This is a genomic window from Serratia sp. AR11 (assembly GCF_056376275.1).
In genome coordinates this window covers 306,849-329,768 of sequence record NZ_CM150739.1, presented here as the reverse complement: position 1 = coordinate 329,768, position 22,920 = coordinate 306,849, and the positions used below count along the sequence as shown (strand labels likewise).

Sequence of the window (22,920 nt, the reverse complement as noted above, 5' to 3'; positions counted from 1 at the left end):
GCTACGGCCCCGGTTTCCCCACTCCGCCCCACTGGCGATAAACTCGCCTTCTAGCCGACCGTCCTTCAAGGTATAGTGCCCACTGATAATCTCGATGAGAGGGCTGAAGATGTCTGATTGCGAAGCTGTCGTCATACTCTGCACCGCACCCGATGAAGCCACGGCTCAAGACCTGGCGGCCCGGGTTTTGGGGGAAAAGCTGGCGGCCTGCGTCACGCTGCTGCCCGGCGCGTCATCGTTATATTACTGGGAAGGGAAACTGGAACAGGAGTACGAAGTGCAGATGCTGTTTAAAAGTCAACGCAGCCATCAAGATGCCCTGCTCAACTACCTGAAACAACATCACCCGTATCAAACGCCCGAGCTGTTGGTGCTGCCGGTGATGGCTGGAGATAAAGACTACCTGTTATGGATCAACGCCTCATTAAATTGATATTCCTGCTTTGCAGCCTGTTTTTTTTGCCACAGGCGGCTCAGGCATCGCTGTTCGCCCCTAACGGCGGCACCCAATTCGTGCCGGTCGATCAGGCGTTTGCCTTCGATTTTAAGCAGCAAGACCACCAGCTGACGCTGAACTGGCAAATTCGCCCCGGTTATTACCTCTATCGCCAGCAAATCAAGCTGGTGCCGCAGCAGGCAAGGTTAGGCTCCTTTGAGCTACCGGCCGGGCTGAGCCACAAGGATGAGTTCTTCGGCGAAGTCTCTATTTTCAAACAACAGCTGAATCTGCCGATCCCACTGCAGCAGGCCACCAGCGGTGCCAGCCTGAGCGTGACTTATCAGGGCTGCGCCGAAGCAGGTTTCTGCTATCCGCCGGAAACGCGGGTGATCCCGCTGGATGCGGTAAGTGCCACAACCGCACTGCCAGTCAGCGCACCAGAAGAACCGGTGCCAGCCAGTCTGCCGTTCTCCCCCCTGTGGGCACTGCTGATTGGTATTGGCATTGCTTTCACCCCCTGCGTGTTGCCGATGTATCCACTGATTTCCGGCATCATTCTTGGGCGTGAAAAACCGCACAGCAGCGGACGTATACTGGCACTGGCGGTGGTTTACGTACAGGGCATGGCGTTAACCTACACTGTGCTGGGTTTGGTGGTTGCCGCCGCTGGCTTGCAATTCCAGGCAGCGCTGCAACATCCGTATGTGCTCATCGGCCTGTCAGTGCTGTTTATCGCGCTGGCACTGTCGATGTTCGGTCTGTATTCGCTGCAGTTACCTTCTTCACTGCAAACCCGGCTGGCGGGCTGGAGCAATAGCCAACAAGGCGGTTCGCTGCCTGGCGTATTTCTGATGGGCGCGCTGGCCGGGCTGATTTGCTCCCCTTGCACCACAGCGCCGCTTAGCGCCATCCTGTTGTACATTGCCCAAAGCGGCAATATGTGGGCCGGCGGTGGCACTTTGTATCTGTATGCGCTGGGGATGGGCATCCCGCTGGTGCTGGTGACCCTGTTCGGTAACCGTCTGTTGCCACGCAGTGGCCCATGGATGCAGTATGTCAAAGAGGCGTTCGGCTTTGTGATCCTGGCGCTGCCGGTATTCCTGCTGGAACGAGTGATCGGTGATGTGTGGGGACTACGGCTGTGGAGCCTGCTTGGCCTGGCGTTCTTCGGCTGGGCCTTCGCGCTGAGCCTGAAGACCTCCCGCGGCTGGGTACGGGCATTGCAATTACTGCTGCTGGCTGCGGCCGTCATTGCTGCGCGACCGCTGCAAGACTGGGCCTTTGGCACCAGCAGCGCACAGCAGGCAGCGGTACAACACCTGAACTTCACGCGTATCAGTAATGTAGATCAGCTCAATGCTGCACTGCAGCAGGCGCAGGGGAAGCCGGTGATGCTGGATCTGTACGCCGACTGGTGCGTCGCTTGCAAGGAGTTCGAGAAATATACCTTCAGCGATGCGCGCGTTCAGGCTGCGCTTGCCAACACCGTGCTGCTGCAGGCGGATGTCACGGCCAACAATGCCGAGCAGGTCGCACTCCTTAAACACCTGAAAGTCCTGGGATTGCCAACTATTCTGTTCTTTAACGGCACGGGGCAAGAGTTAACCAGCCAACGGGTTACCGGATTTATGGATGCCGCAGCGTTCAACGCGCATTTGCAGAAAACGGTGCAATAAATAACACTGAGGATCGGAACCGAATTTGGAGGAAGCACAAGTGCAACGTGAACACGTCCTTGATACGGCACTGGGGCTGTTGGAACAACAGGGCCTGGCGACCACCACACTGGAAATGCTGGCGGATAAACTCGATGTACAGCCGGGCGACCTGAAACGGTTCTGGCCGGATCGTGAAGCGCTGCTGTATGACTGCCTGCGCTATCATGGCCAGCAAATTGACACCTGGCGTCGCCAGTTGCTGCTGGACGAGACTCTAAGCCCACAGCAAAAACTGTTGGCGCGCTATGACGTTTTGGCAGAGTACGTCAAACACGACCGCTATCCCGGCTGTTTGTTTATCGCTGCCTGCAGCTTTTTCCCGGAAGTGGATCACCCTATCCATCAATTGGCAGAGCAACAGAAGCTGACGTCGCTGGATCTGACCCGCGATTTGCTGCGTGAAATGGATGCCGACGACGCCGATATGGTGGCACAACAGATGGAGCTGATCCAGGAAGGTTGCCTGAGCAAACTGCTGATAAAACGCCAGCTACAGGACGTTTCCGTGGCCAAGCGGCTGGCGGAAGACATCTTGCAGGTAGCTCAGTGCCGCAGAAACGGGGCGTTAAGTTAATTCAGTGTGCGGCGGTGCACCGCCGCCGCAGAATTTTGGCCAATCCGGCGCAATTTTTGCGCCCTTTGACCGAAAAGCCAGCAACCAGACGCGTTTTACCTGATTTCATTCATAAAGCCGTTGACTGCCTTCGGCCAATACGGTTTAATGCTGCGCGTTGCCCGGATAGCTCAGTCGGTAGAGCAGGGGATTGAAAATCCCCGTGTCCTTGGTTCGATTCCGAGTCCGGGCACCATATTTAAAGAACCCAGCCTATGGCTGGGTTTTTGCTTTTCAGGGGTAGGACTCTCCATCGAACAAGTTCGATTATTCGGCCAGAGGCCTCACCCTGCGGGCCAACGCTGAAGCGTTGTTCAACCCGGCGTAAACGCCGGTTGTCCGAGTCCGGGCACCATATTTAGAAGAACCCGCCTATGGCGGGTTTTTTGCTTTCTGAGGTATAACCAGCCCCGCCATCTTCGTCAACTAAAGTACTTAATAATCAACATAGCGCCGGAAGCCAACAAGATCACATTGATGAGCTTGAGGAATTGCTCACGCGACATCTTCAACGTGAAGTAACGGCCCAGGGTAATTCCCACCAGCATGCCCGGCACCAGCACTAGCGCCAGCAGTAATAAGTCAACGTCCAGATAAACACCGGCCAGAGCAAAAATGACCACCCGAGTCAGGGTACTCATACCAATCAGAGTGGTTTGGGTTATACGGAAAGCTTCTTTTTTCTCAATCCGGCCACTGAGATAGATGGCATAAATAAAGCCACCGCTACCAAAGAGCGCGCTGAATATCCCCCCCACCAAACCAAAAGGCACCGCCGCCCTGGGTGAAAATTGCCGAGCGGGCTTTAAACCACTGAGTGAATAGAGCGCGTAAAACACCACAAAAATCCCCAGCGCCAGCAACAGAATTTCTGGTCGAGTCTTCAACAGGATCGCCGCCCCCAACAGGCTGCCGATAATCATCAGTGGGACCAGCCTTTTTAATTCAGGCCATTGAGCATTCCGCCCGTCGCGACTGACGTTAACAATCGCCGCGCACATATCCAGCAGTGCCAGCAACGGGACGATTTTCGCCACCGGCATATAAAGCGCCATTATCGGACTGGCGACTAACGCGGAACCAAAACCGGCGATGCCGAAGATCACATAAGCCACTAATAGTGTGGCTGCCAGCACCAGATAACCGGAGAGCGTTAAGGTTTCTTGCATATCAGCTGTTCCCAATCCATGAACATTATTGAGCCAAAAGGTAAAACCTTCTGCCTTAGCCCGGCAAAATTTAGTCCACGGGGGCGTTTTTGACCACCTGACCGTTGATGTTACTATAGGCAGATCACAATAGAGCGCGACGACGTTTAAGGACGATATTTGAGTATGGGAAGCACATTCGCTGTATGGCGGCTGATTGCCGTGTGCGTAATCAGTCTGGGATTACTGGGGTGCGGCTCCGGAAAGAAATCGAACAGCTACGACCGTGATTATGATCGCTTGGCCAGAGGCAGCTATAACGGCAACACCTATACCGTCAAACGTGGCGATACTCTGTTCTACATTGCCTGGATCACCAACAGCGAAGTCAGCGAGTTGGCGCGACGCAATAAAATCCCCAAACCCTACAACCTCGAGATTGGCCAAAAGCTGGCGTTAAATAACGCGACGGCAAAGAAAGGCAAGACACGCAAAACACAGTCAACCAGCCAGATTGCAGCCGTTGCACCGCCGATCCGCAGCAGTATCAAATGCTGGCGCTGGCCAACCCAGGGCAACATTATCAGCAAGTATTCGACGGCCGACGGGGGCAATAAAGGCATCGATATCGCCGGTAACCGTGGGCAACCGGTATTTGCCGCAGCCAAAGGGCGGGTGGTGTACGTTGGCAACCAACTGCGGGGTTATGGCAATCTGATTATGATCAAACACAATGATGAGTACATCAGCGCCTATGCCCACAACAACACTCTGCTGGTGCGCAATGCTCAGGAAGTGAAAGCCGGGCAGAAGATTGCCACCATGGGCAGCACAGGTACCGACAAGGTGATGCTGCACTTCCAGATCCGTTATCGTGCTACCGCATTGGATCCGCTGCGCTTCCTGCCAGCCCAGGGCTCTGCCCCCTCCTGTTGATCCCAAGACGACTAAACCCGCCATCAGGCGGGTTTAGTCGTCAAATCAATCTCGTCCAAAAGCGGTTAAGAGTCTGTTATCTGCCTGGCTTTGCCGGACAAGAACTCTTTCTCAAAGGCGAGCGCCTTTTTACTGTCGAACTGGTGTTCCCATTTAGCTACCACCAGCACCGCCAGCGCATTGCCCACCACGTTCAGTGCGGTACGCGCCATATCCAGGATGCGATCGACGCCGGCAATAAACGCCAGGCCTTCCAACGGGATCCCCACGCTCCCCAGCGTCGCCAACAGCACCACAAAGGAAACACCGGGCACGCCGGCAATCCCCTTCGAGGTGAGCATCAGCGTCACCACCAGCACAATCTCCTGGCCCAGGGACAGTTCAATCCCATACAGCTGCGCGATGAAGATGGCGGCAATGCTCTGATACAGCGTTGAGCCGTCCAGATTGAAGGAGTAACCGGTCGGTACCACAAAGCTGGTGATCGCCTTCGGCGCGCCGTAAGCCTCCATCTTTTCAATGATGCGCGGCAGCACCGTTTCCGAACTGGCGGTGGAAAAGGCCAGGATCAGTTCATCCTTCAGGATACGGATCAGCGTCCAGATACGCAGGTTACAGATGCGTGCGACAGCCCCCAACACCACCAGCGCAAAGAACGCAATGGCGAAGTACACCAGCAGTACCAGTTTGGCCAGGGGCAGCAATGAGGCGAAACCAAAGTTGGCAACCGTCACTGCAATCAGACCAAACACCCCAATCGGCGCATAGCGCATGATCATATGTGTGACTTTGAACATACTTTCGGAAACGGCTTTAAATACCTTCAGCAGCGGCTCTTTGGTTTCTTTCGGCAGTGACGACAGGCCCAGGCCAAACAGCACCGAGAAGAAGATGATCGGCAACATGTCGCCCTTCGCCATCGAGGCGAAAATATTCGACGGGATCAACGACAGAATGGTGGCAACCAGGCTGTGTGAGCCACTTTGCACCTGCTCCGTGGTTTTTTCATACTGCGAGATATCCACCGCGGTCAGCGTCGACATGTCGATACCGTGGCCGGGTTGAAAAACATTAGCCAATGTCAGCCCCACCACAATGGCGATAGTGGTGATCACTTCGAAGTAAATAATGGTTTTCAACCCGAGACGGCCTAACTTCTTCGCATCCCCCACGCCGGCAATACCCACCACCAGCGTAGAAATAACGATAGGTACCACAATCATCTTAATCAGGCGGATAAATATATCACCGGCCGGGCTTAGAATATTACTGACTAACCACTCTCGTGATTCAGTTTGATTATGGAGCACCGCCCCAACAATAATGCCCAACGCCAATGCAATCATAATTTGCCAGGCAAGACTGATTTTTACACTCTTCATACCCAAAAAGTCCTCAAAGACTCTTTTCGGCACATTTATAATAACGCGCCGAAAAGAATACTTAATCATTTAATACAGGCTTATGTTAATGACCAGGAAGCGTTCACCTGCCCTTAGTGTGACGCTGTTTAAATCTTTACCATTTGGCAGGCATACTCTGCAAGCCTTGTTTTATCTGGGTTTTGTGCAAAAAACGAACTCGCGTGATTTAATTTTCAGTGTCGCCAGGCATAATTTATTGTTATTAAAAGCTTAATTTTATGTGAGGTGAATCACAATAGCACCTGGGATCTTGAGTTTGATACATGATGAAAATGCGTTAACTTTCGTTAATCTTGCATATTTAGTCCGATAGAGATGTTTGTATTCTGTTACATTAAAGTTTTCAAAATGAAAATATCCGGGCCTCACAGGCCTCCTATTTAATAGGATGATTCCGAAATTTTTTCCTTATTAGCACTCTTGGCTGACGGCTTGGCTATTAATATCGACATCGAATATTAAAGGTGCTCTACGGTCCGAAAAGGTTTAACAGCGATTTTAACCGCGGAATTTTATATTAACTAATACCGATAAAAAGCGGAGTTATTGCCGAGTTGGTTATTCTTTTTAGTTCTTTAGATAGCGTTTTCTGACTAAAACTTCCTATTTACCAGCTTTCTCCCACCAAGCAGGCAGATGCCCCACACGAATGAGGCAGAACTATTACAAATCAATATCTTCGTTGCGTGATCTGCCGCCCAAAAAAGAAACAAAGAATCGGAGCAAACTATACTTAACCTCTAGTTGACATATTATTAACAACTTCAAGGAGAAAAGCCATGAGCCAAGTGCATAAACACGCTATTCCTTCTGCAATTGCAGAACACGCCCTGATTAATCCGACGCAATATCAACAATATTATCAACAGTCTGTGCAAGACCCAGAAACGTTCTGGGGCGAGCAGGGAAAAATCCTCGACTGGATAAAACCTTATACCCGGGTGAAAAACACCTCGTTCGATCCAGGCCATATCAGCATTCGCTGGTTTGAAGACGGCACCCTGAACCTGGCGGCCAACTGCCTCGATCGCCACCTGGCCGAACGCGGCGACCAAACCGCCATTATCTGGGAAGGTGACGATCCCACCCAGTCAAAACAGGTGACCTATAAACAACTGCACCACGATGTCTGCCAATTCGCCAACGTGCTGAAAAAGCTGGGCGTCAAGAAAGGTGACGTCGTGGCGATCTATATGCCAATGGTGCCGGAAGCCGCTGTCGCCATGCTGGCCTGCGCCCGCATCGGGGCCGTGCATTCGGTGATCTTTGGTGGTTTCTCGCCGGAAGCCGTGGCTGGCCGTATTATCGATTCCAACTCTAAACTGGTTATCACCGCTGACGAAGGCCTGCGCGCCGGGCGTGCCGTTCCGCTGAAGAAAAACGTCGATGACGCGCTGAAAAATCCAGGCGTGAAAAGCGTCACCAACGTCGTCGTGTTCCAGCGTACCGGCAAACCGGGTTACTGGCAGGAAGGCCGCGATCTGTGGTGGCATGAACTGACCCAGGGTGTTTCAGCCGACTGTCCACCGGAAGAGATGAATGCGGAAGATCCGCTGTTTATCCTTTATACCTCAGGCTCGACCGGTAAACCCAAAGGCGTGCTGCACACCACCGGCGGTTATCTGGTGTATGCCGCCATGACCTTTAAATACGTATTCGATTACCACGACGGCGACGTGTACTGGTGTACCGCCGACGTCGGTTGGGTCACCGGCCACAGCTATCTGCTGTACGGCCCGCTGGCCTGCGGTGCCATTACCCTGATGTTTGAAGGGGTGCCGAACTACCCTGGCGTTAACCGTCTGTCACAGGTGATCGACAAGCACCAGGTCAATATCCTGTATACCGCCCCTACCGCCATTCGTGCCCTGATGGCCGAAGGTGACAAGGCGATCGAAGGCACCAAACGCGACTCGCTGCGCATCATGGGCTCGGTCGGCGAGCCGATCAACCCGGAAGCCTGGGAGTGGTATTACAATAAAATCGGCAACGCTAAATGCCCAATCGTCGACACCTGGTGGCAGACCGAAACCGGCGGCTTTATGATCACTCCGCTGCCCGGTGCCACCGAGTTGAAAGCCGGTTCCGCTACGCGGCCGTTCTTCGGTGTTCAACCGGCACTGGTCGATAATATCGGCACTGTGCAGGAGGGCGCCTGTGAAGGCAACCTGGTGATCACCGACTCCTGGCCAGGCCAGGCTCGCACGTTGTTCGGCGACCACGATCGTTTCGAACAAACCTACTTCTCCACCTTTAAGGGCATGTATTTCAGCGGTGACGGCGCACGCCGTGATGAAGACGGCTATTACTGGATCACTGGCCGTGTCGATGACGTGCTTAACGTCTCCGGCCACCGTCTGGGCACCGCCGAGATTGAGTCGGCCCTGGTTTCCCACCCGAAAATTGCCGAAGCGGCGGTGGTCGGCATCCCTCATAACATCAAGGGCCAGGCGATTTACGCCTATATCACGCTGAACCACGGTGAAGAACCGACGCCTGAGCTATATACCGAAGTACGTAACTGGGTACGTAAAGAAATAGGACCGATCGCCACGCCGGACGTGCTGCACTGGACAGACTCTCTGCCAAAAACGCGTTCCGGCAAGATCATGCGTCGCATCCTGCGGAAAATTGCCGCCGGTGATACCAGCAATTTGGGAGATACCTCAACGCTGGCGGATCCGGCCGTAGTCGAAAAGCTGTTGGAAGAAAAACAATCAATGAAAGTTCCGTCGTAATTTCCGCCGCCTCAGGCCGATCAGTGGGAAAATAACCCGGTGATCGGCATCAAGCGCGGCGTACTCTATCAATACCTACTGGAGATGCTCTGATGAATGACACCATTTATCAAGGGATTGAGGAAAACCCGCGCTTTATAGAACTGGTGCGAAAACGTAGCCGATTCGCCTGGCTGCTTTCACTGATTACACTGGCGCTGTACGTCAGCTTTATTTTATTGATCGCTTTCGATCCACAGTGGTTGGGCACACCGATCGCTGAAGGATCGACCATTACCCGCGGGATCCCGGTCGGCGTCGGCCTGATCGTGATCTCTTTCGTGTTGACCGGGATCTACGTATTCCGCGCCAACGGCGAGTTCGATCGCCTGACTGCAGAAGTCCTGCGTGAGGTGAAGAAATGAAGCCTTTATTGTCTGTCGCCGCCCTGCTGATGCTGCCGGGCCTGGCTTTTGCTGATGCCATTAGTGGCGAAGTTCATCGCCAGCCGCTGAACATTCAGGCGATCGTGATGTTCGTGCTGTTTGTCGGAGCCACGCTATACATCACTTACTGGGCTTCCAAACGAACTCGTTCACGCCAGGATTACTACACCGCAGGCGGCAAAATCACCGGCCTGCAGAACGGCCTGGCGATTGCCGGCGACTTTATGTCAGCCGCTTCTTTCCTGGGTATTTCCGCACTGGTGTATACCTCTGGCTATGACGGACTGATTTATTCCATCGGCTTCCTGATCGGCTGGCCGATCATTTTGTTCCTGATTGCAGAACGCCTGCGAAATCTGGGCCGTTATACCTTTGCTGACGTGGCCTCCTACCGACTTAAGCAGAAACCAATCCGTACCCTCTCGGCCTGCGGCTCACTGGTGGTGGTCGCGCTATACCTGATTGCACAGATGGTTGGCGCCGGTAAGCTGATCCAGTTACTGTTTGGTCTTAACTACCACGTGGCGGTGATCCTGGTCGGTATTTTAATGGTGCTGTACGTGCTGTTCGGCGGCATGCTGGCAACCACCTGGGTACAGATTATCAAAGCGGTATTGTTGCTGGCCGGTGCCAGTTTTATGGCGCTGATGGTGATGAAGTCGGTCAATTTTGACTTCAATACCCTGTTTGCCGAGGCCGTGAAGGTGCATCCGAAAGGCATCGCCATCATGAGCCCGGGCGGACTGGTGTCCGATCCTATTTCCGCGCTCTCGTTGGGGCTGGCGCTGATGTTTGGTACTGCGGGTCTGCCGCACATCCTGATGCGCTTCTTTACCGTCAGCGATGCCAAAGAAGCCCGCAAGAGTGTGTTCTATGCCACCGGCTTTATCGGTTACTTCTATATCCTGACCTTTATTATCGGCTTCGGCGCAATTTTGTTAGTCGGCCCTAATCCGGCATTCAAAGACGCTACCGGAGCGCTGTTGGGCGGTACCAATATGGCAGCGGTGCATTTGGCCAACGCCGTCGGCGGTAACTTCTTCCTCGGGTTTATTTCGGCGGTCGCCTTTGCCACCATTCTGGCGGTGGTTGCCGGCCTGACGCTGGCAGGAGCTTCTGCGGTATCTCATGACTTGTACGCCAGCGTGATTAAAAACGGTAAGGCGACCGAGCGTGATGAACTGCGGGTTTCAAAGATTACCGTGGTGATCCTGGGGATCGTGGCCATTGCACTGGGGATTTTGTTCGAGAAACAGAATATCGCCTTTATGGTCGGGCTGGCCTTCTCGATTGCTGCCAGTTGTAACTTCCCGATTATCATTCTTTCGATGTATTGGTCACGCCTGACTACGCGCGGCGCCATGATCGGCGGCTGGTTAGGTCTGCTGACGGCGGTGATCCTGATGATCCTTGGCCCAACAATTTGGGTACAGATCCTGGGGCACGAGAAAGCCATTTATCCTTATGAATATCCGGCGTTGTTCTCGATGATTGTCGCGTTCGTCGGCACCTGGCTGTTCTCGGTCACCGACAGCTCATTGGCTGGGCAGCAGGAGCGTGAGCGCTTCCGTTTCCAATTTGTACGTTCGCAAACCGGCCTGGGGATTTCCCAGGGCAGTTCGCATTAAAATAAAACCGTGGGTTCAGCATGCTGAACCCACTTTTTATTATCACTGACAGCAAAAAACTGCCTCTAACTGTCTGTCAGTCACGTCACTCTCCGCTAACCTCATTGCGCGCAGTCAGGCCAATGGCGGCCACACCTCGCTTAATCGCCTCATTCTGCATATACAACCGCCAAATGATGCCTGTGCGATAATTTTCGAGCATGACGACGCTAATCCCTTTTTCCAGCCCATTAACTGATGAAGAGTACCAATACGGCTTAACATCCAGGTTATAACCGCTTTTAAAGCCGTACTTGCCCCAGGTATAAGGGTGGTTCCGGTAATAGTTTTGCATCGCCGCCAGTGATGCTTGTGGCGTGAATACAATGGCGCCTACTGCGCCGGAAAGCACCATAGTGCCATCCGTGCTGGCCGCCGTCGCCGGTGGCGCACCATAGGTGCCATGATAGGCGCCATCTGGGCCTGGCGCCGCCGACAGTCCCCATGAATCAGGACCGAACGTCTTGAAGTTATCCTGTTCATCAATGCTGTATTGGCGACTGATTTGCGAGTTGAGCACCGCATCGTTAAACCAGTCATCACCCAGCCTATCGACCTTGCCACGGAAATCGACCCAGGCATTAGAAAACTGGTTGGTAAAGCTGGAGCCAAACCAGGTATCAAACACCGGCTCGCTACCGCGGTACGATCGTTTAGCACGATTTATGCTGTAGAACATATCGCCGTTGACCGGATGCGTCGGAGAGCCTGCCGCCAGTACATACATGCTGGCCTGTTCAACCGGGCCGGACCATTTGTACTCATTGAACCCACCGCCATTCTCCGGGAACCACGCCATATAAAACTGATTGGTTATAGGATCGCGGAACCACTCCCAGTCAACTTTGTGATAAATCTGGTCCGCCATTTGTTTGATTTCACCCCCGAAGAACTCCCCGGCAACAATCACACCATTCAACGCCAGTGTGGTATCAATGGTTGAAAGTTCAGAGTTCCAGGCCCGTTTCCCCGTCCACTTATTCAGGAAGTGGTAGAAGAATCCCCGGTGTTGATCGACATTATTCAACAACATATTCAGCGTGCCCAGGGTGCGTGCTGCCCCTTCATCCCAGGTGATCCAACCGTTGTTAACGCCAATTGGAATCGCCGACAGGGCAAAACCGACCTGCGCCACATTGCAGATCGCCGAGGGCTTCGCGTCGCTAACCAAACCGTAGCCGGGGCTGGCAGGATCGCTATTGGCCATTTCCCAGAAGAAATTGAAACTTTTTCTGGTTTCCAACGCAATCAACGCGGAATCGCTGATCTCGCGCACCGGAGGATTGGCCGTATCAAAAATTTGCAGTTCGTAGATTGTGGGGGAATCACTCGCGGCCGTAATATTCAGCCTGATTTGCGATGCCTTAACGCGAGGGAAATAAAGCTCGGCGTTTTGTCCAAGGGTCGTCCCCTGATAAACCGGCAACCACTGCCCATTTTGCAGGATTTCAAGCGTGAAGGCCTCAACCCGAGACTCATACTCTTTGATTCTCACCAGATCGAAATCAATTTCAGCGCCCAAATCCACCACAAGCCACGCCGGAAGCGGCTCATCATGAGAGGCCCAGCGACTGCCAGCATCACCATCAATGGCTTTATCAGCCCCATACTGTGGTTGTTTGAACCAAACGCTGCTGGCACTGGCCTGGGCATTGATATCCCACAACAGGTTGTAACTAGGACGCACCTCAAAACTATGTCTATCCCCTTTAGTGCCCTGAGGATAGGTTTCCTGGATATAAAACTGGGAATGTTCCAACAACGACGGCAGTTCAAGGTGGAAACGTCCATCGTCTGCCACCGAGCCGAAAATCGACGCCCCGTTTTCAGTGGTGACTTCGAGCTTACTCCCCGGGGTCGCCGAACCCATCAACCAACGGCTCTTGTCGGTGAAACCTTCATTATCCAAAGTGAGAGGCGCTATCACCGTGACGTCACACTCAGCGGAATATGCACCATCTACACTTTCGACGGTGATCTTCGTGAAGCCGGGTTTAAGCGCATTAACGGTGCAAATAGTTTCATTCGCTTGCAGGATGACGACATCTTGGCGCGTATTTTTCCATTTCAAATCATCGGCCTGTACTCCCTTGATACCCGCGATCAAGGTAAACTGCTTGCCCATCTCCAACGTGACCGTTTCCTGACTCAGCGTGATGCCGAGCGGATCGCCTTGCGTCAGTGTTTGCTGCGTCAATCCAGGCAGGGTCTCATGCCCTTGCTGATTGGCAACCATCGCATCCTTGATTTGCAGGCCATACTGCGGGGAATGTCTTCGCGTCTTAAAGGTAAACAATGCCTGCCCGGCCGGTAATGGCTGGTCGGAGACAAATACCAAGCGTAACTTTTCCGCGGCAAACTCTTTGCGTAACAGCCTGATGTCGGCCAGCAGGGGAATAACCTGTTCTACCTGGGTATTATCCACCTCAATCGTAATATCGGCGGCACAGATATCATCGCTGCCGTTTGCCAGCATTAATTGATAGCTACCGACGCTGTTCGACGGCGTATTAACCACTTGGGTCATCACCCATTCAGGCAAGTCGGCATCTGACAGCTCATCTTGCCTCATGAACATATTGCGTAAACCCACTTCATCACTGGTCTGTGGGATATTCAATGCATGGCACACCATAGCGGCAATATCTTTCGTGGAGCCGCCCAACAGCGTTTTTTCACCTGCCGTCTCTCTGGCGACGGTTCGACCATTCGCCGCGATAAAGACGGTTCGCGCCAATGCGGAGTTTTGCCCATGGCTAAAGTTCTGTGTTTGAGTCCCGTCCGCCTGCTCGGTACCGCCACCGTGGTCGGGCGAGATAATCACCAAAGTATCTTCACGTAAGCCCTGCCGTTCCAGCTCACTGAGAATACTTTCGATTTGCCCATCTGCCGTGGTCAGTGCCCGGTAATACTCCGGCCCGTAGTATCCCTTTGAATGTCCGGCCAGATCGATATTGCTTAGATGAACCATCATGAATGCAGTATCTTTCATCTTGCCGCCGGCAATATAGGCAGTGACTTTTTCCACGATAGCCGCATCATAATCTTTGACGCACTCCACCCCAAGCGAAGGCTCAATCAGGCTATTGGCAATGGCATCCCAGGAAACGTAAGCGGCAAGCTTGCGGTTTGGCATGGCCTGTCGCAGCCGTTTAAATAAGGTGGGATAGCGGCTGTTTTCCGGATAGTAGTATTCGGCAGCAACACCATTGGTTACCCCGTGTTTACTCGTATCCACACCGGTGAGTATCGCCCCCCAGTTTGGGGCTGAGTCGGACGGCATGACCGATTGCGCCGTGTAGGTCACCGCGCCTTGTTCAATCATTTTTCGTAAATTCGGAATATGTAGTCGTTCGCCAACCGTTTCTTTTTTCGACTCGACTGAAGGCCAATAGGGAGCCTGCATGCTGACACCGGCACCCGCACCATCCAGACCAATAAATAGCACGCGCTTATAAGGCATAAAAGCGAGCTGCTCGGCAACATGGACTTGCCGATCATGGGGAAGGCCAATAATATCGCCTAATGTGATCACACCATCCTGGTTAGCGTCCAGAGATAACGCCTCATTGATCGTCAGATGATGTGTTTCCACATCCAGCGAGTCAATCTGATATAAACGACCATTCTCGTAGAATTGGCAATTTGACAAAGAGAACTCACCGGCACCCGCTGCTGCAGTGGTTTTGAACCGCAGTTCCCCCACTTTTGTTTTTTGCCAGTCTAAAGGGTCAGTATTGTTGAAGGTACGGCCGCCATATACGCTGATTTTCAAAACTCCGGTTGCTGTAACCTGTGCAGAAATATCTCTACCAACGGCCTCAATAAATTCAAATAAGGATGAATCATAATGAAGTTCGCTGGTGCAATCATCAATGACATTCACCATATTGTTGGTACGTAAATGCAGATTCAGCGTAAACGCAGAGTCCGTCACCGTCTGTTCCGCTCCAACGAATTTCAAACTACCGCTAAATTTCTCAGTCAAAGGTTTAACAACCAGATCGCGATATTCCTCATAGAGTGCCAGTGCTTCCTGCCTGTCTACAGCCCGGTTGATAATCCGTAGCTCATCAATCATTGTTTCGTTGCTTAGGCGATACTGGCCCATAGCATCTGCACCAACAGCGATATCCAACGCAGTTGCAGTATCCCCCGAAAAACGAATATCAATCTGTTGTTTCAGCACGCCGTCTTTAAAGAAACAGGCATTGCCAAAGCGATCGTGACTCACCGTGATCTGATGCCAGCGGCCATCTGCCACATAAATAGGATAGTCATCACCAAGATCATAACGACCGGCGCTGTCCCCCTTCCAGTTCCAACTCAGTGCATTTTTATGAACCCCTAATTGCCAACCTGGATTGCCCCCACTGTTCCAGTCTTTATTCGAAATAATCGTTTGCTCTTTATTGCCGGTAGGAGCCTTGATCCAAAAGCACAGGCTAAAATCACCTGACAAATCATTTTGTAATTCTGGATTAGGAATGGTGATAAAACTATCGCCATTGAACAAAAATGCACTATTGGCAAAGCCGGATACATATTCCTCCTTGCCATGTATAACCGCATCGTAGCCATTAACCGAGGCATCATTTAAATGATCATTAAAGTCGTAATACAGTGAGATAGGTGCCGGAGTGAGTTTTTCATAATACTCGTCATATTCTTGTTGGACTTTCTGGGCGGAGATAATGGTATTGGTTATTTTTACTCGATCGAGAAAAGTATTCGCCAATCGATATTCACCTCGACCATCCGCGCCGATATTAAAATCAAAATGGGTGTTAGTGTGTCCACTGTTGGCAATAGTGACCCGGGACAGCTCCTGACCATCGAGATAGAAAACCGCGTCTCTGGAACGATCGTGTGCAATAGCAACATGATGCCATTTAAAATCGGCGATAGGGATATCCGCCATATCTAACCGGCGACCATAAGCACCTTGCCAATTCCACCTTAGGCTTTTACCACTAATCCCTATTACCCAACCAATGTTCCCGCCAACACGCCAATCTTTGTTAGAAAATATAACCCCTTCATATTGTGCGTTAGCCTTTACCCAGAAAGAAACGCTGAAGTCACCATCCAAAGCGGGAAATAACTCACTTTGTGGTAGCGTAATATACGATTTTTCTAATTTAGCTGCCAGTCCGTCAAAACCACGAACAAAGCCAATATCCCCGGTTGCTATACCATCGTTGCTTTCGCCTGAACTGTCTTTGAGATCCCCTTCAAAGTTCATTAATACGTTCAGTGGCTTCTGCAGTTTATCTTTCAGATCATAAAATTTTTGCTTAATGTCTTCTTGAGTTAATACTTTATCGTGGATTTCAATCTCATCCAGATGACAGCCCTTTAAAGGATATTGACCCAGAGCATCCGCACCGATAACCGTTGTATATCCACTATCAATACTGCCCGAGTTAGAAATATTAATGTTATATACTTGATCTCCATCTTTATAAAAAATAACGTCACCCTGACGGTCAAAAGTGACTGCAATGTGATGCCACTGATTGTCAGCAACTTTTATATTTTGTTCAGCGCCGACATCTAAACGTGAACCGGAGACCCCTTTCCAATTACAGACCAGATAATCATGATTAATACCCACCAACCAGCCGATATTTGAGCCTTTACCCCAATCTTTATTAGAGATAATCACGCCATCACTTGATGATCCAGATTTAATCCAGAACGATAGGCTAAAATCACGATCTGTAGAAAATAAAAAACTATCCCTGACCAGTGAAATAGTGCCATTTTCGAAATAACCATTCTGGCCAATATTATTTTTAACCAGAATGATATTACCCTCAACTTTCTCTATATTATCACTCCCCGAGACATCGTTAACTTCCGTATTGAAGTCTATCCTTGCCAGCAAAGTATCGGCTTTGTCGGCAGTATTACCTTCAAATACCGTTTTTGTATATTCATTGTTCATATTTTCCGCCTATTTTAAATAATGTTTTTAAAACAAGCAGACAATACCATGGTGAATATAAGGTTATAACTTATCCCTGTAGTGTGGGAACTCACACTACAGATGAATATATGAGAACAGGTAAATAGCGGATGAGAAATATAGCGTGATTTATGTGATGCGCATTGAAGAGTGATATGAAAATTGGTGGGATAACGGTCATTTATTTATAGCAGGCAAAGCAAAAAGGCCATCCTTGCGGATGGCCTCTTGGCTTAATTGATGCCTGGCAGTGTCCTACTCTCGCATGGGGAGACCCCACACTACCATCGGCGCTACGGCGTTTCACTTCTGAGTTCGGCATGGGATCAGGTGGGACCACCGCGCTATTGCCGCCAGGCAAATTCTGTTTCATTCCAGCCGTCATTCTCATGACCACCAGAACCAATCTCGGAACGCGCTGAAAATCTCTCAAATCAAAACACTTTTGGTGTTGTAAGGTTAAGTCTCACGGATCATTAGTACTGGTTAGCTCAATGCATCGCTGCACTTACACACCCAGCCTATCAACGTCTTAGTCTTAAACGTTCCTTCAGGGGAATCAAGTTCCCAGGGAAGACTCATCTCGAGGCAAGTTTCGCGCTTAGATGCTTTCAGCGCTTATCTTTTCCGCACTTAGCTACCGGGCAATGCCATTGGCATGACAACCCGAACACCAGTGGTGCGTTCACTCCGGTCCTCTCGTACTAGGAGCAACCCCTCTCAATCTTCCAACGCCCACGGCAGATAGGGACCGAACTGTCTCACGACGTTCTAAACCCAGCTCGCGTACCACTTTAAATGGCGAACAGCCATACCCTTGGGACCTACTTCAGCCCCAGGATGTGATGAGCCGACATCGAGGTGCCAAACACCGCCGTCGATATGAACTCTTGGGCGGTATCAGCCTGTTATCCCCGGAGTACCTTTTATCCGTTGAGCGATGGCCCTTCCATTCAGAACCACCGGATCACTAAGACCTACTTTCGTACCTGCTCGAGCCGTCACTCTCGCAGTCAAGCTAGCTTATGCCTTTGCACTAACCTCACGATGTCCGACCGTGATTAGCTAACCTTCGTGCTCCTCCGTTACTCTTTGGGAGGAGACCGCCCCAGTCAAACTACCCACCAGACACTGTCCTCACCCCGGATCACGGGGCCGAGTTAGAACATCAAACATTAAAGGGTGGTATTTCAAGGTTGGCTCCACGCAGACTGGCGTCCACGCTTCAAAGCCTCCCACCTATCCTACACATCAAGGCTCAATGTTCAGTGTCAAGCTATAGTAAAGGTTCACGGGGTCTTTCCGTCTTGCCGCGGGTACACTGCATCTTCACAGCGAGTTCAATTTCACTGAGTCTCGGGTGGAGACAGCCTGGCCATCATTACGCCATTCGTGCAGGTCGGAACTTACCCGACAAGGAATTTCGCTACCTTAGGACCGTTATAGTTACGGCCGCCGTTTACTGGGGCTTCGATCAAGAGCTTCGCCTTGCGGCTGACCCCATCAATTAACCTTCCAGCACCGGGCAGGCGTCACACCGTATACGTCCACTTTCGTGTTTGCACAGTGCTGTGTTTTTATTAAACAGTTGCAGCCAGCTGGTATCTGCGACTGGCTTCGGCTCCGAGAGCAAGTCTCTTCACCTACGCGCCAGCGTGCCTTCTCCCGAAGTTACGGCACCATTTTGCCTAGTTCCTTCACCCGAGTTCTCTCAAGCGCCTTGGTATTCTCTACCTGACCACCTGTGTCGGTTTGGGGTACGATTCTGTGTTACCTGATGCTTAGAGGCTTTTCCTGGAAGCTTGGCATCAACTACTTCTGCACCGTGGTGCATCGTCATCACGCCTCAGGGTTGAATAAGCAACCGGATTTACCAGGTCACTCCCCCTACACGCTTAAACCGGGACAACCGTCGCCCGGCTAGCCTAGCCTTCTCCGTCCCCCCTTCGCAGTAACACCGAGTACAGGAATATTAACCTGTTTCCCATCGACTACGCCTTTCGGCCTCGCCTTAGGGGTCGACTCACCCTGCCCCGATTAACGTTGGACAGGAACCCTTGGTCTTCCGGCGAGCGGGTTTTTCACCCGCTTTATCGTTACTTATGTCAGCATTCGCACTTCTGATACCTCCAGCAACCCTCACAGGCCACCTTCAACGGCTTACAGAACGCTCCCCTACCCAACAACGCCTAAGCGTCGCTGCCGCAGCTTCGGTGCATGGTTTAGCCCCGTTACATCTTCCGCGCAGGCCGACTCGACCAGTGAGCTATTACGCTTTCTTTAAATGATGGCTGCTTCTAAGCCAACATCCTGGCTGTCTATGCCTTCCCACATCGTTTCCCACTTAACCATGACTTTGGGACCTTAGCTGGCGGTCTGGGTTGTTTCCCTCTTCACGACGGACGTTAGCACCCGCCGTGTGTCTCCCGTGATAACATTCTTCGGTATTCGGAGTTTGCATCGGTTTGGTAAGCCGGGATGGCCCCCTAGCCGAAACAGTGCTCTACCCCCGAAGATGAGTTCACGAGGCGCTACCTAAATAGCTTTCGGGGAGAACCAGCTATCTCCCGGTTTGATTGGCCTTTCACCCCCAGCCACAAGTCATCCGCTAATTTTTCAACATTAGTCGGTTCGGTCCTCCAGTTAGTGTTACCCAACCTTCAACCTGCCCATGGCTAGATCACCGGGTTTCGGGTCTATACCTTGCAACTATTCGCCCAGTTAAGACTCGGTTTCCCTACGGCTCCCCTATACGGTTAACCTTGCTACAAAATATAAGTCGCTGACCCATTATACAAAAGGTACGCAGTCACCCAACTAGTAGGCTCCCACTGCTTGTACGTACACGGTTTCAGGTTCTATTTCACTCCCCTCGCCGGGGTTCTTTTCGCCTTTCCCTCACGGTACTGGTTCACTATCGGTCAGTCAGGAGTATTTAGCCTTGGAGGATGGTCCCCCCATATTCAGACAGGATGTCACGTGTCCCGCCCTACTCATCGAACTCACAATTAATGCATTTTAGTGTACGGGACTATCACCCTTTACTGTGCGACTTTCCAGACGCTTCCACTAACACAAGAACTGATTCAGGTTCTGGGCTCCTCCCCGTTCGCTCGCCGCTACTGGGGGAATCTCGGTTGATTTCTTTTCCTCGGGGTACTTAGATGTTTCAGTTCCCCCGGTTCGCCTCATACGACTATGTATTCATCGTATGATAGTGCAACGAATTGCACTGGGTTTCCCCATTCGGGTATCGCCGGTTATAACGGTTTATATCACCTTACCGACGCTTATCGCAGATTAACACGCCCTTCATCGCCTCTGACTGCCTAGGCATCCACCGTGTACGCTTAGTCACTTAACCTCACAACCCAAAAGCGTCTCTTGTAAACAAATAGACACAATTGTGCTGCTACATTTGAGAGACTCTATGACAGGTTAATCCTTACTCCAATACATCTACGGAGGAGTAAGTTTCAGCTGTCATGTTTCAATTTTCAGCTTGTTCCAGATTGTTAAAGAGCAATATCTTAAACATGACTCTTGCGAATCAGTTTTAAGATTTTTTGATATGGTGGAGCTAAGCGGGATCGAACCGCTGACCTCCTGCGTGCAAGGCAGGCGCTCTCCCAGCTGAGCTATAGCCCCATATCAGAAAAGCATTTTTCACACCTTATCTACTACCTTCGCCAATTCGCTTCTAGTCAAAGCGAAGTCCTACGACGTTTATTCACATAAACGAATAGGGCGACAACGCAGGATAGGAGAGAATTGGTGGGTCTGAGTGGACTTGAACCACCGACCTCACCCTTATCAGGGGTGCGCTCTAACCACCTGAGCTACAGACCCGACAAGGTGCTTTAAGACTTAACCGCGAAGATTAAGCCTTATGCTCTCTTTCATTTCATCAGACAATCTGTGTGAGCACTTCACGCAATCAATATCATTAGGTAAGGAGGTGATCCAACCGCAGGTTCCCCTACGGTTACCTTGTTACGACTTCACCCCAGTCATGAATCACAAAGTGGTAAGCGCCCTCCCGAAGGTTAAGCTACCTACTTCTTTTGCAACCCACTCCCATGGTGTGACGGGCGGTGTGTACAAGGCCCGGGAACGTATTCACCGTAGCATTCTGATCTACGATTACTAGCGATTCCGACTTCACGGAGTCGAGTTGCAGACTCCGATCCGGACTACGACGTACTTTATGAGGTCCGCTGGCTCTCGCGAGTTCGCTTCTCTTTGTATACGCCATTGTAGCACGTGTGTAGCCCTACTCGTAAGGGCCATGATGACTTGACGTCATCCCCACCTTCCTCCGGTTTATCACCGGCAGTCTCCTTTGAGTTCCCACCATTACGTGCTGGCAACAAAGGATAAGGGTTGCGCTCGTTGCGGGACTTAACCCAACATTTCACAACACGAGCTGACGACAGCCATGCAGCACCTGTCTCAGAGTTCCCGAAGGCACTAAGCTATCTCTAGCGAATTCTCTGGATGTCAAGAGTAGGTAAGGTTCTTCGCGTTGCATCGAATTAAACCACATGCTCCACCGCTTGTGCGGGCCCCCGTCAATTCATTTGAGTTTTAACCTTGCGGCCGTACTCCCCAGGCGGTCGACTTAACGCGTTAGCTCCGGAAGCCACGCCTCAAGGGCACAACCTCCAAGTCGACATCGTTTACAGCGTGGACTACCAGGGTATCTAATCCTGTTTGCTCCCCACGCTTTCGCACCTGAGCGTCAGTCTTTGTCCAGGGGGCCGCCTTCGCCACCGGTATTCCTCCAGATCTCTACGCATTTCACCGCTACACCTGGAATTCTACCCCCCTCTACAAGACTCTAGCTTGCCAGTTTCAAATGCAGTTCCCACGTTAAGCGCGGGGATTTCACATCTGACTTAACAAACCGCCTGCGTGCGCTTTACGCCCAGTAATTCCGATTAACGCTTGCACCCTCCGTATTACCGCGGCTGCTGGCACGGAGTTAGCCGGTGCTTCTTCTGCGAGTAACGTCAATGTAATGTGCTATTAACACACTACCCTTCCTCCTCGCTGAAAGTGCTTTACAACCCGAAGGCCTTCTTCACACACGCGGCATGGCTGCATCAGGCTTGCGCCCATTGTGCAATATTCCCCACTGCTGCCTCCCGTAGGAGTCTGGACCGTGTCTCAGTTCCAGTGTGGCTGGTCATCCTCTCAGACCAGCTAGGGATCGTCGCCTAGGTGAGCCATTACCCCACCTACTAGCTAATCCCATCTGGGCACATCTGATGGCGTGAGGCCCGAAGGTCCCCCACTTTGGTCCGAAGACGTTATGCGGTATTAGCTACCGTTTCCAGTAGTTATCCCCCTCCATCAGGCAGTTTCCCAGACATTACTCACCCGTCCGCCGCTCGTCACCCAGAGAGCAAGCTCTCTTGTGCTACCGCTCGACTTGCATGTGTTAGGCCTGCCGCCAGCGTTCAATCTGAGCCATGATCAAACTCTTCAATTAAAAGCTTGATTTGCTTCAACCTGTCTTTTGCAAGAACAGGCAAGCGATGCTCGAAAATAACTTTCGTAATAGTCATTCAGTTGGACAAGCCAACAAAACAACTTATTGCTTGGTCACTCTTCAAGACTTGATATTTTTTCGAACCCGAAGGTTCTGGATATCGTCTTGTGGAGTGCCCACACAGATTGTCTGATAAATTGTTAAAGAGCAGTGAGTTAGCCGCCGTAGCTTGCTATCTCGAGGTGGCGTATATTACGCTTTCCTCTTTCAGAGTCAACCCCTAATTTTCAGGATTTTTTCTCTTCGAACCCCGGAGACTCTGTGAAGTTGTTCACATGTTCCGTGTC

At 51.5% G+C, this 22,920-nt stretch carries 10 protein-coding genes, 3 tRNA genes and 3 rRNA genes; 8 read left to right on the top strand and 8 right to left on the bottom strand.

Going from position 1 to position 22,920, the window contains the following annotated elements; translation table 11 throughout:
* Positions 1-109 precede the first annotated feature (109 nt).
* From cutA to ACSOSI_RS01475, 4 genes are all read left to right on the top strand, one after another.
* Positions 110-433, top strand: coding sequence for a divalent cation tolerance protein CutA (gene cutA / locus ACSOSI_RS01490; RefSeq protein ID WP_012004868.1), 324 nt, complete (start codon positions 110-112; stop codon positions 431-433).
* Positions 409-2,115: a protein-disulfide reductase DsbD gene (locus ACSOSI_RS01485; protein ID WP_476706439.1), complete on the top strand. Its 1,707-nt coding sequence runs from the start codon at positions 409-411 to the stop codon at positions 2,113-2,115. The genes cutA and ACSOSI_RS01485 overlap by 25 nt, the downstream gene beginning before the upstream one ends.
* Positions 2,116-2,155: 40 nt before the next feature.
* Positions 2,156-2,731 (top strand): transcriptional regulator, encoded by a 576-nt coding sequence (locus ACSOSI_RS01480; RefSeq protein ID WP_041418443.1) that lies wholly within the window; start codon positions 2,156-2,158, stop codon positions 2,729-2,731.
* 159 nt (positions 2,732-2,890) lie between these two features.
* Positions 2,891-2,966: transfer RNA gene (locus ACSOSI_RS01475), tRNA-Phe, on the top strand.
* Between the two features lie 226 nt (positions 2,967-3,192).
* Here the strand turns inward: ACSOSI_RS01475 and ACSOSI_RS01470 are convergent.
* Positions 3,193-3,939, bottom strand: a complete 747-nt coding sequence (locus tag ACSOSI_RS01470; protein ID WP_012004767.1) for a sulfite exporter TauE/SafE family protein — start codon at positions 3,937-3,939, stop codon at positions 3,193-3,195.
* 165 nt (positions 3,940-4,104) lie between these two features.
* On the opposite strand from ACSOSI_RS01470, the gene actS reads away from it, so the two are divergent.
* Entirely contained in the window at positions 4,105-4,854 is a 750-nt protein-coding gene (gene actS / locus ACSOSI_RS01465; protein ID WP_012004766.1) for an amidase activator ActS, read from the top strand.
* Between the two features lie 65 nt (positions 4,855-4,919).
* On the opposite strand, the gene gltP is transcribed toward actS, so the two are convergent.
* A complete protein-coding gene (gene gltP / locus ACSOSI_RS01460; protein WP_012004765.1) occupies positions 4,920-6,236 on the bottom strand; it encodes a glutamate/aspartate:proton symporter GltP in 1,317 nt (438 codons plus the stop codon).
* 821 nt (positions 6,237-7,057) lie between these two features.
* Here gltP and acs point away from each other — a divergent pair.
* The 3 genes from acs (at position 7,058) to actP (ending at position 11,069) form a co-directional block, all read left to right on the top strand.
* The gene (gene acs / locus ACSOSI_RS01455) at positions 7,058-9,016 is read left to right on the top strand and encodes an acetate--CoA ligase (protein WP_476706438.1); all 1,959 of its coding nucleotides are present in this window, start codon (positions 7,058-7,060) and stop codon (positions 9,014-9,016) included.
* Positions 9,017-9,108: 92 nt separating this feature from the next.
* Positions 9,109-9,420 (top strand): DUF485 domain-containing protein, encoded by a 312-nt coding sequence (locus tag ACSOSI_RS01450; protein ID WP_012004763.1) that lies wholly within the window; start codon positions 9,109-9,111, stop codon positions 9,418-9,420.
* Positions 9,417-11,069: a cation/acetate symporter ActP gene (gene actP / locus ACSOSI_RS01445; RefSeq protein WP_012004762.1), complete on the top strand. Its 1,653-nt coding sequence runs from the start codon at positions 9,417-9,419 to the stop codon at positions 11,067-11,069. Before ACSOSI_RS01450 ends, actP begins: the two co-directional genes overlap by 4 nt.
* A gap of 85 nt (positions 11,070-11,154) precedes the next feature.
* On the opposite strand, the gene ACSOSI_RS01440 is transcribed toward actP, so the two are convergent.
* The 6 genes from ACSOSI_RS01440 to ACSOSI_RS01415 form a co-directional block, all read right to left on the bottom strand.
* On the bottom strand, positions 11,155-17,058 hold the full coding sequence (locus tag ACSOSI_RS01440; protein WP_476706437.1) for a glucoamylase family protein: 5,904 nt from the start codon (positions 17,056-17,058) through the stop codon (positions 11,155-11,157).
* A 263-nt stretch (positions 17,059-17,321) separates the two neighbouring features.
* A 5S ribosomal RNA gene (rrf, locus tag ACSOSI_RS01435) occupies positions 17,322-17,437 on the bottom strand.
* Positions 17,438-17,534: 97 nt separating this feature from the next.
* Positions 17,535-20,443 (bottom strand): 23S ribosomal RNA (locus ACSOSI_RS01430).
* 208 nt (positions 20,444-20,651) lie between these two features.
* Positions 20,652-20,727: transfer RNA gene (locus ACSOSI_RS01425), tRNA-Ala, on the bottom strand.
* Positions 20,728-20,851: 124 nt separating this feature from the next.
* Positions 20,852-20,928, bottom strand: a tRNA-Ile gene (locus tag ACSOSI_RS01420).
* A 102-nt stretch (positions 20,929-21,030) separates the two neighbouring features.
* Positions 21,031-22,573: ribosomal RNA gene (locus ACSOSI_RS01415) — 16S ribosomal RNA — on the bottom strand.
* The 16S, 23S and 5S rRNA genes sit together here with 2 tRNA genes alongside, the layout of an rRNA operon.
* Positions 22,574-22,920: the final 347 nt, after the last annotated feature.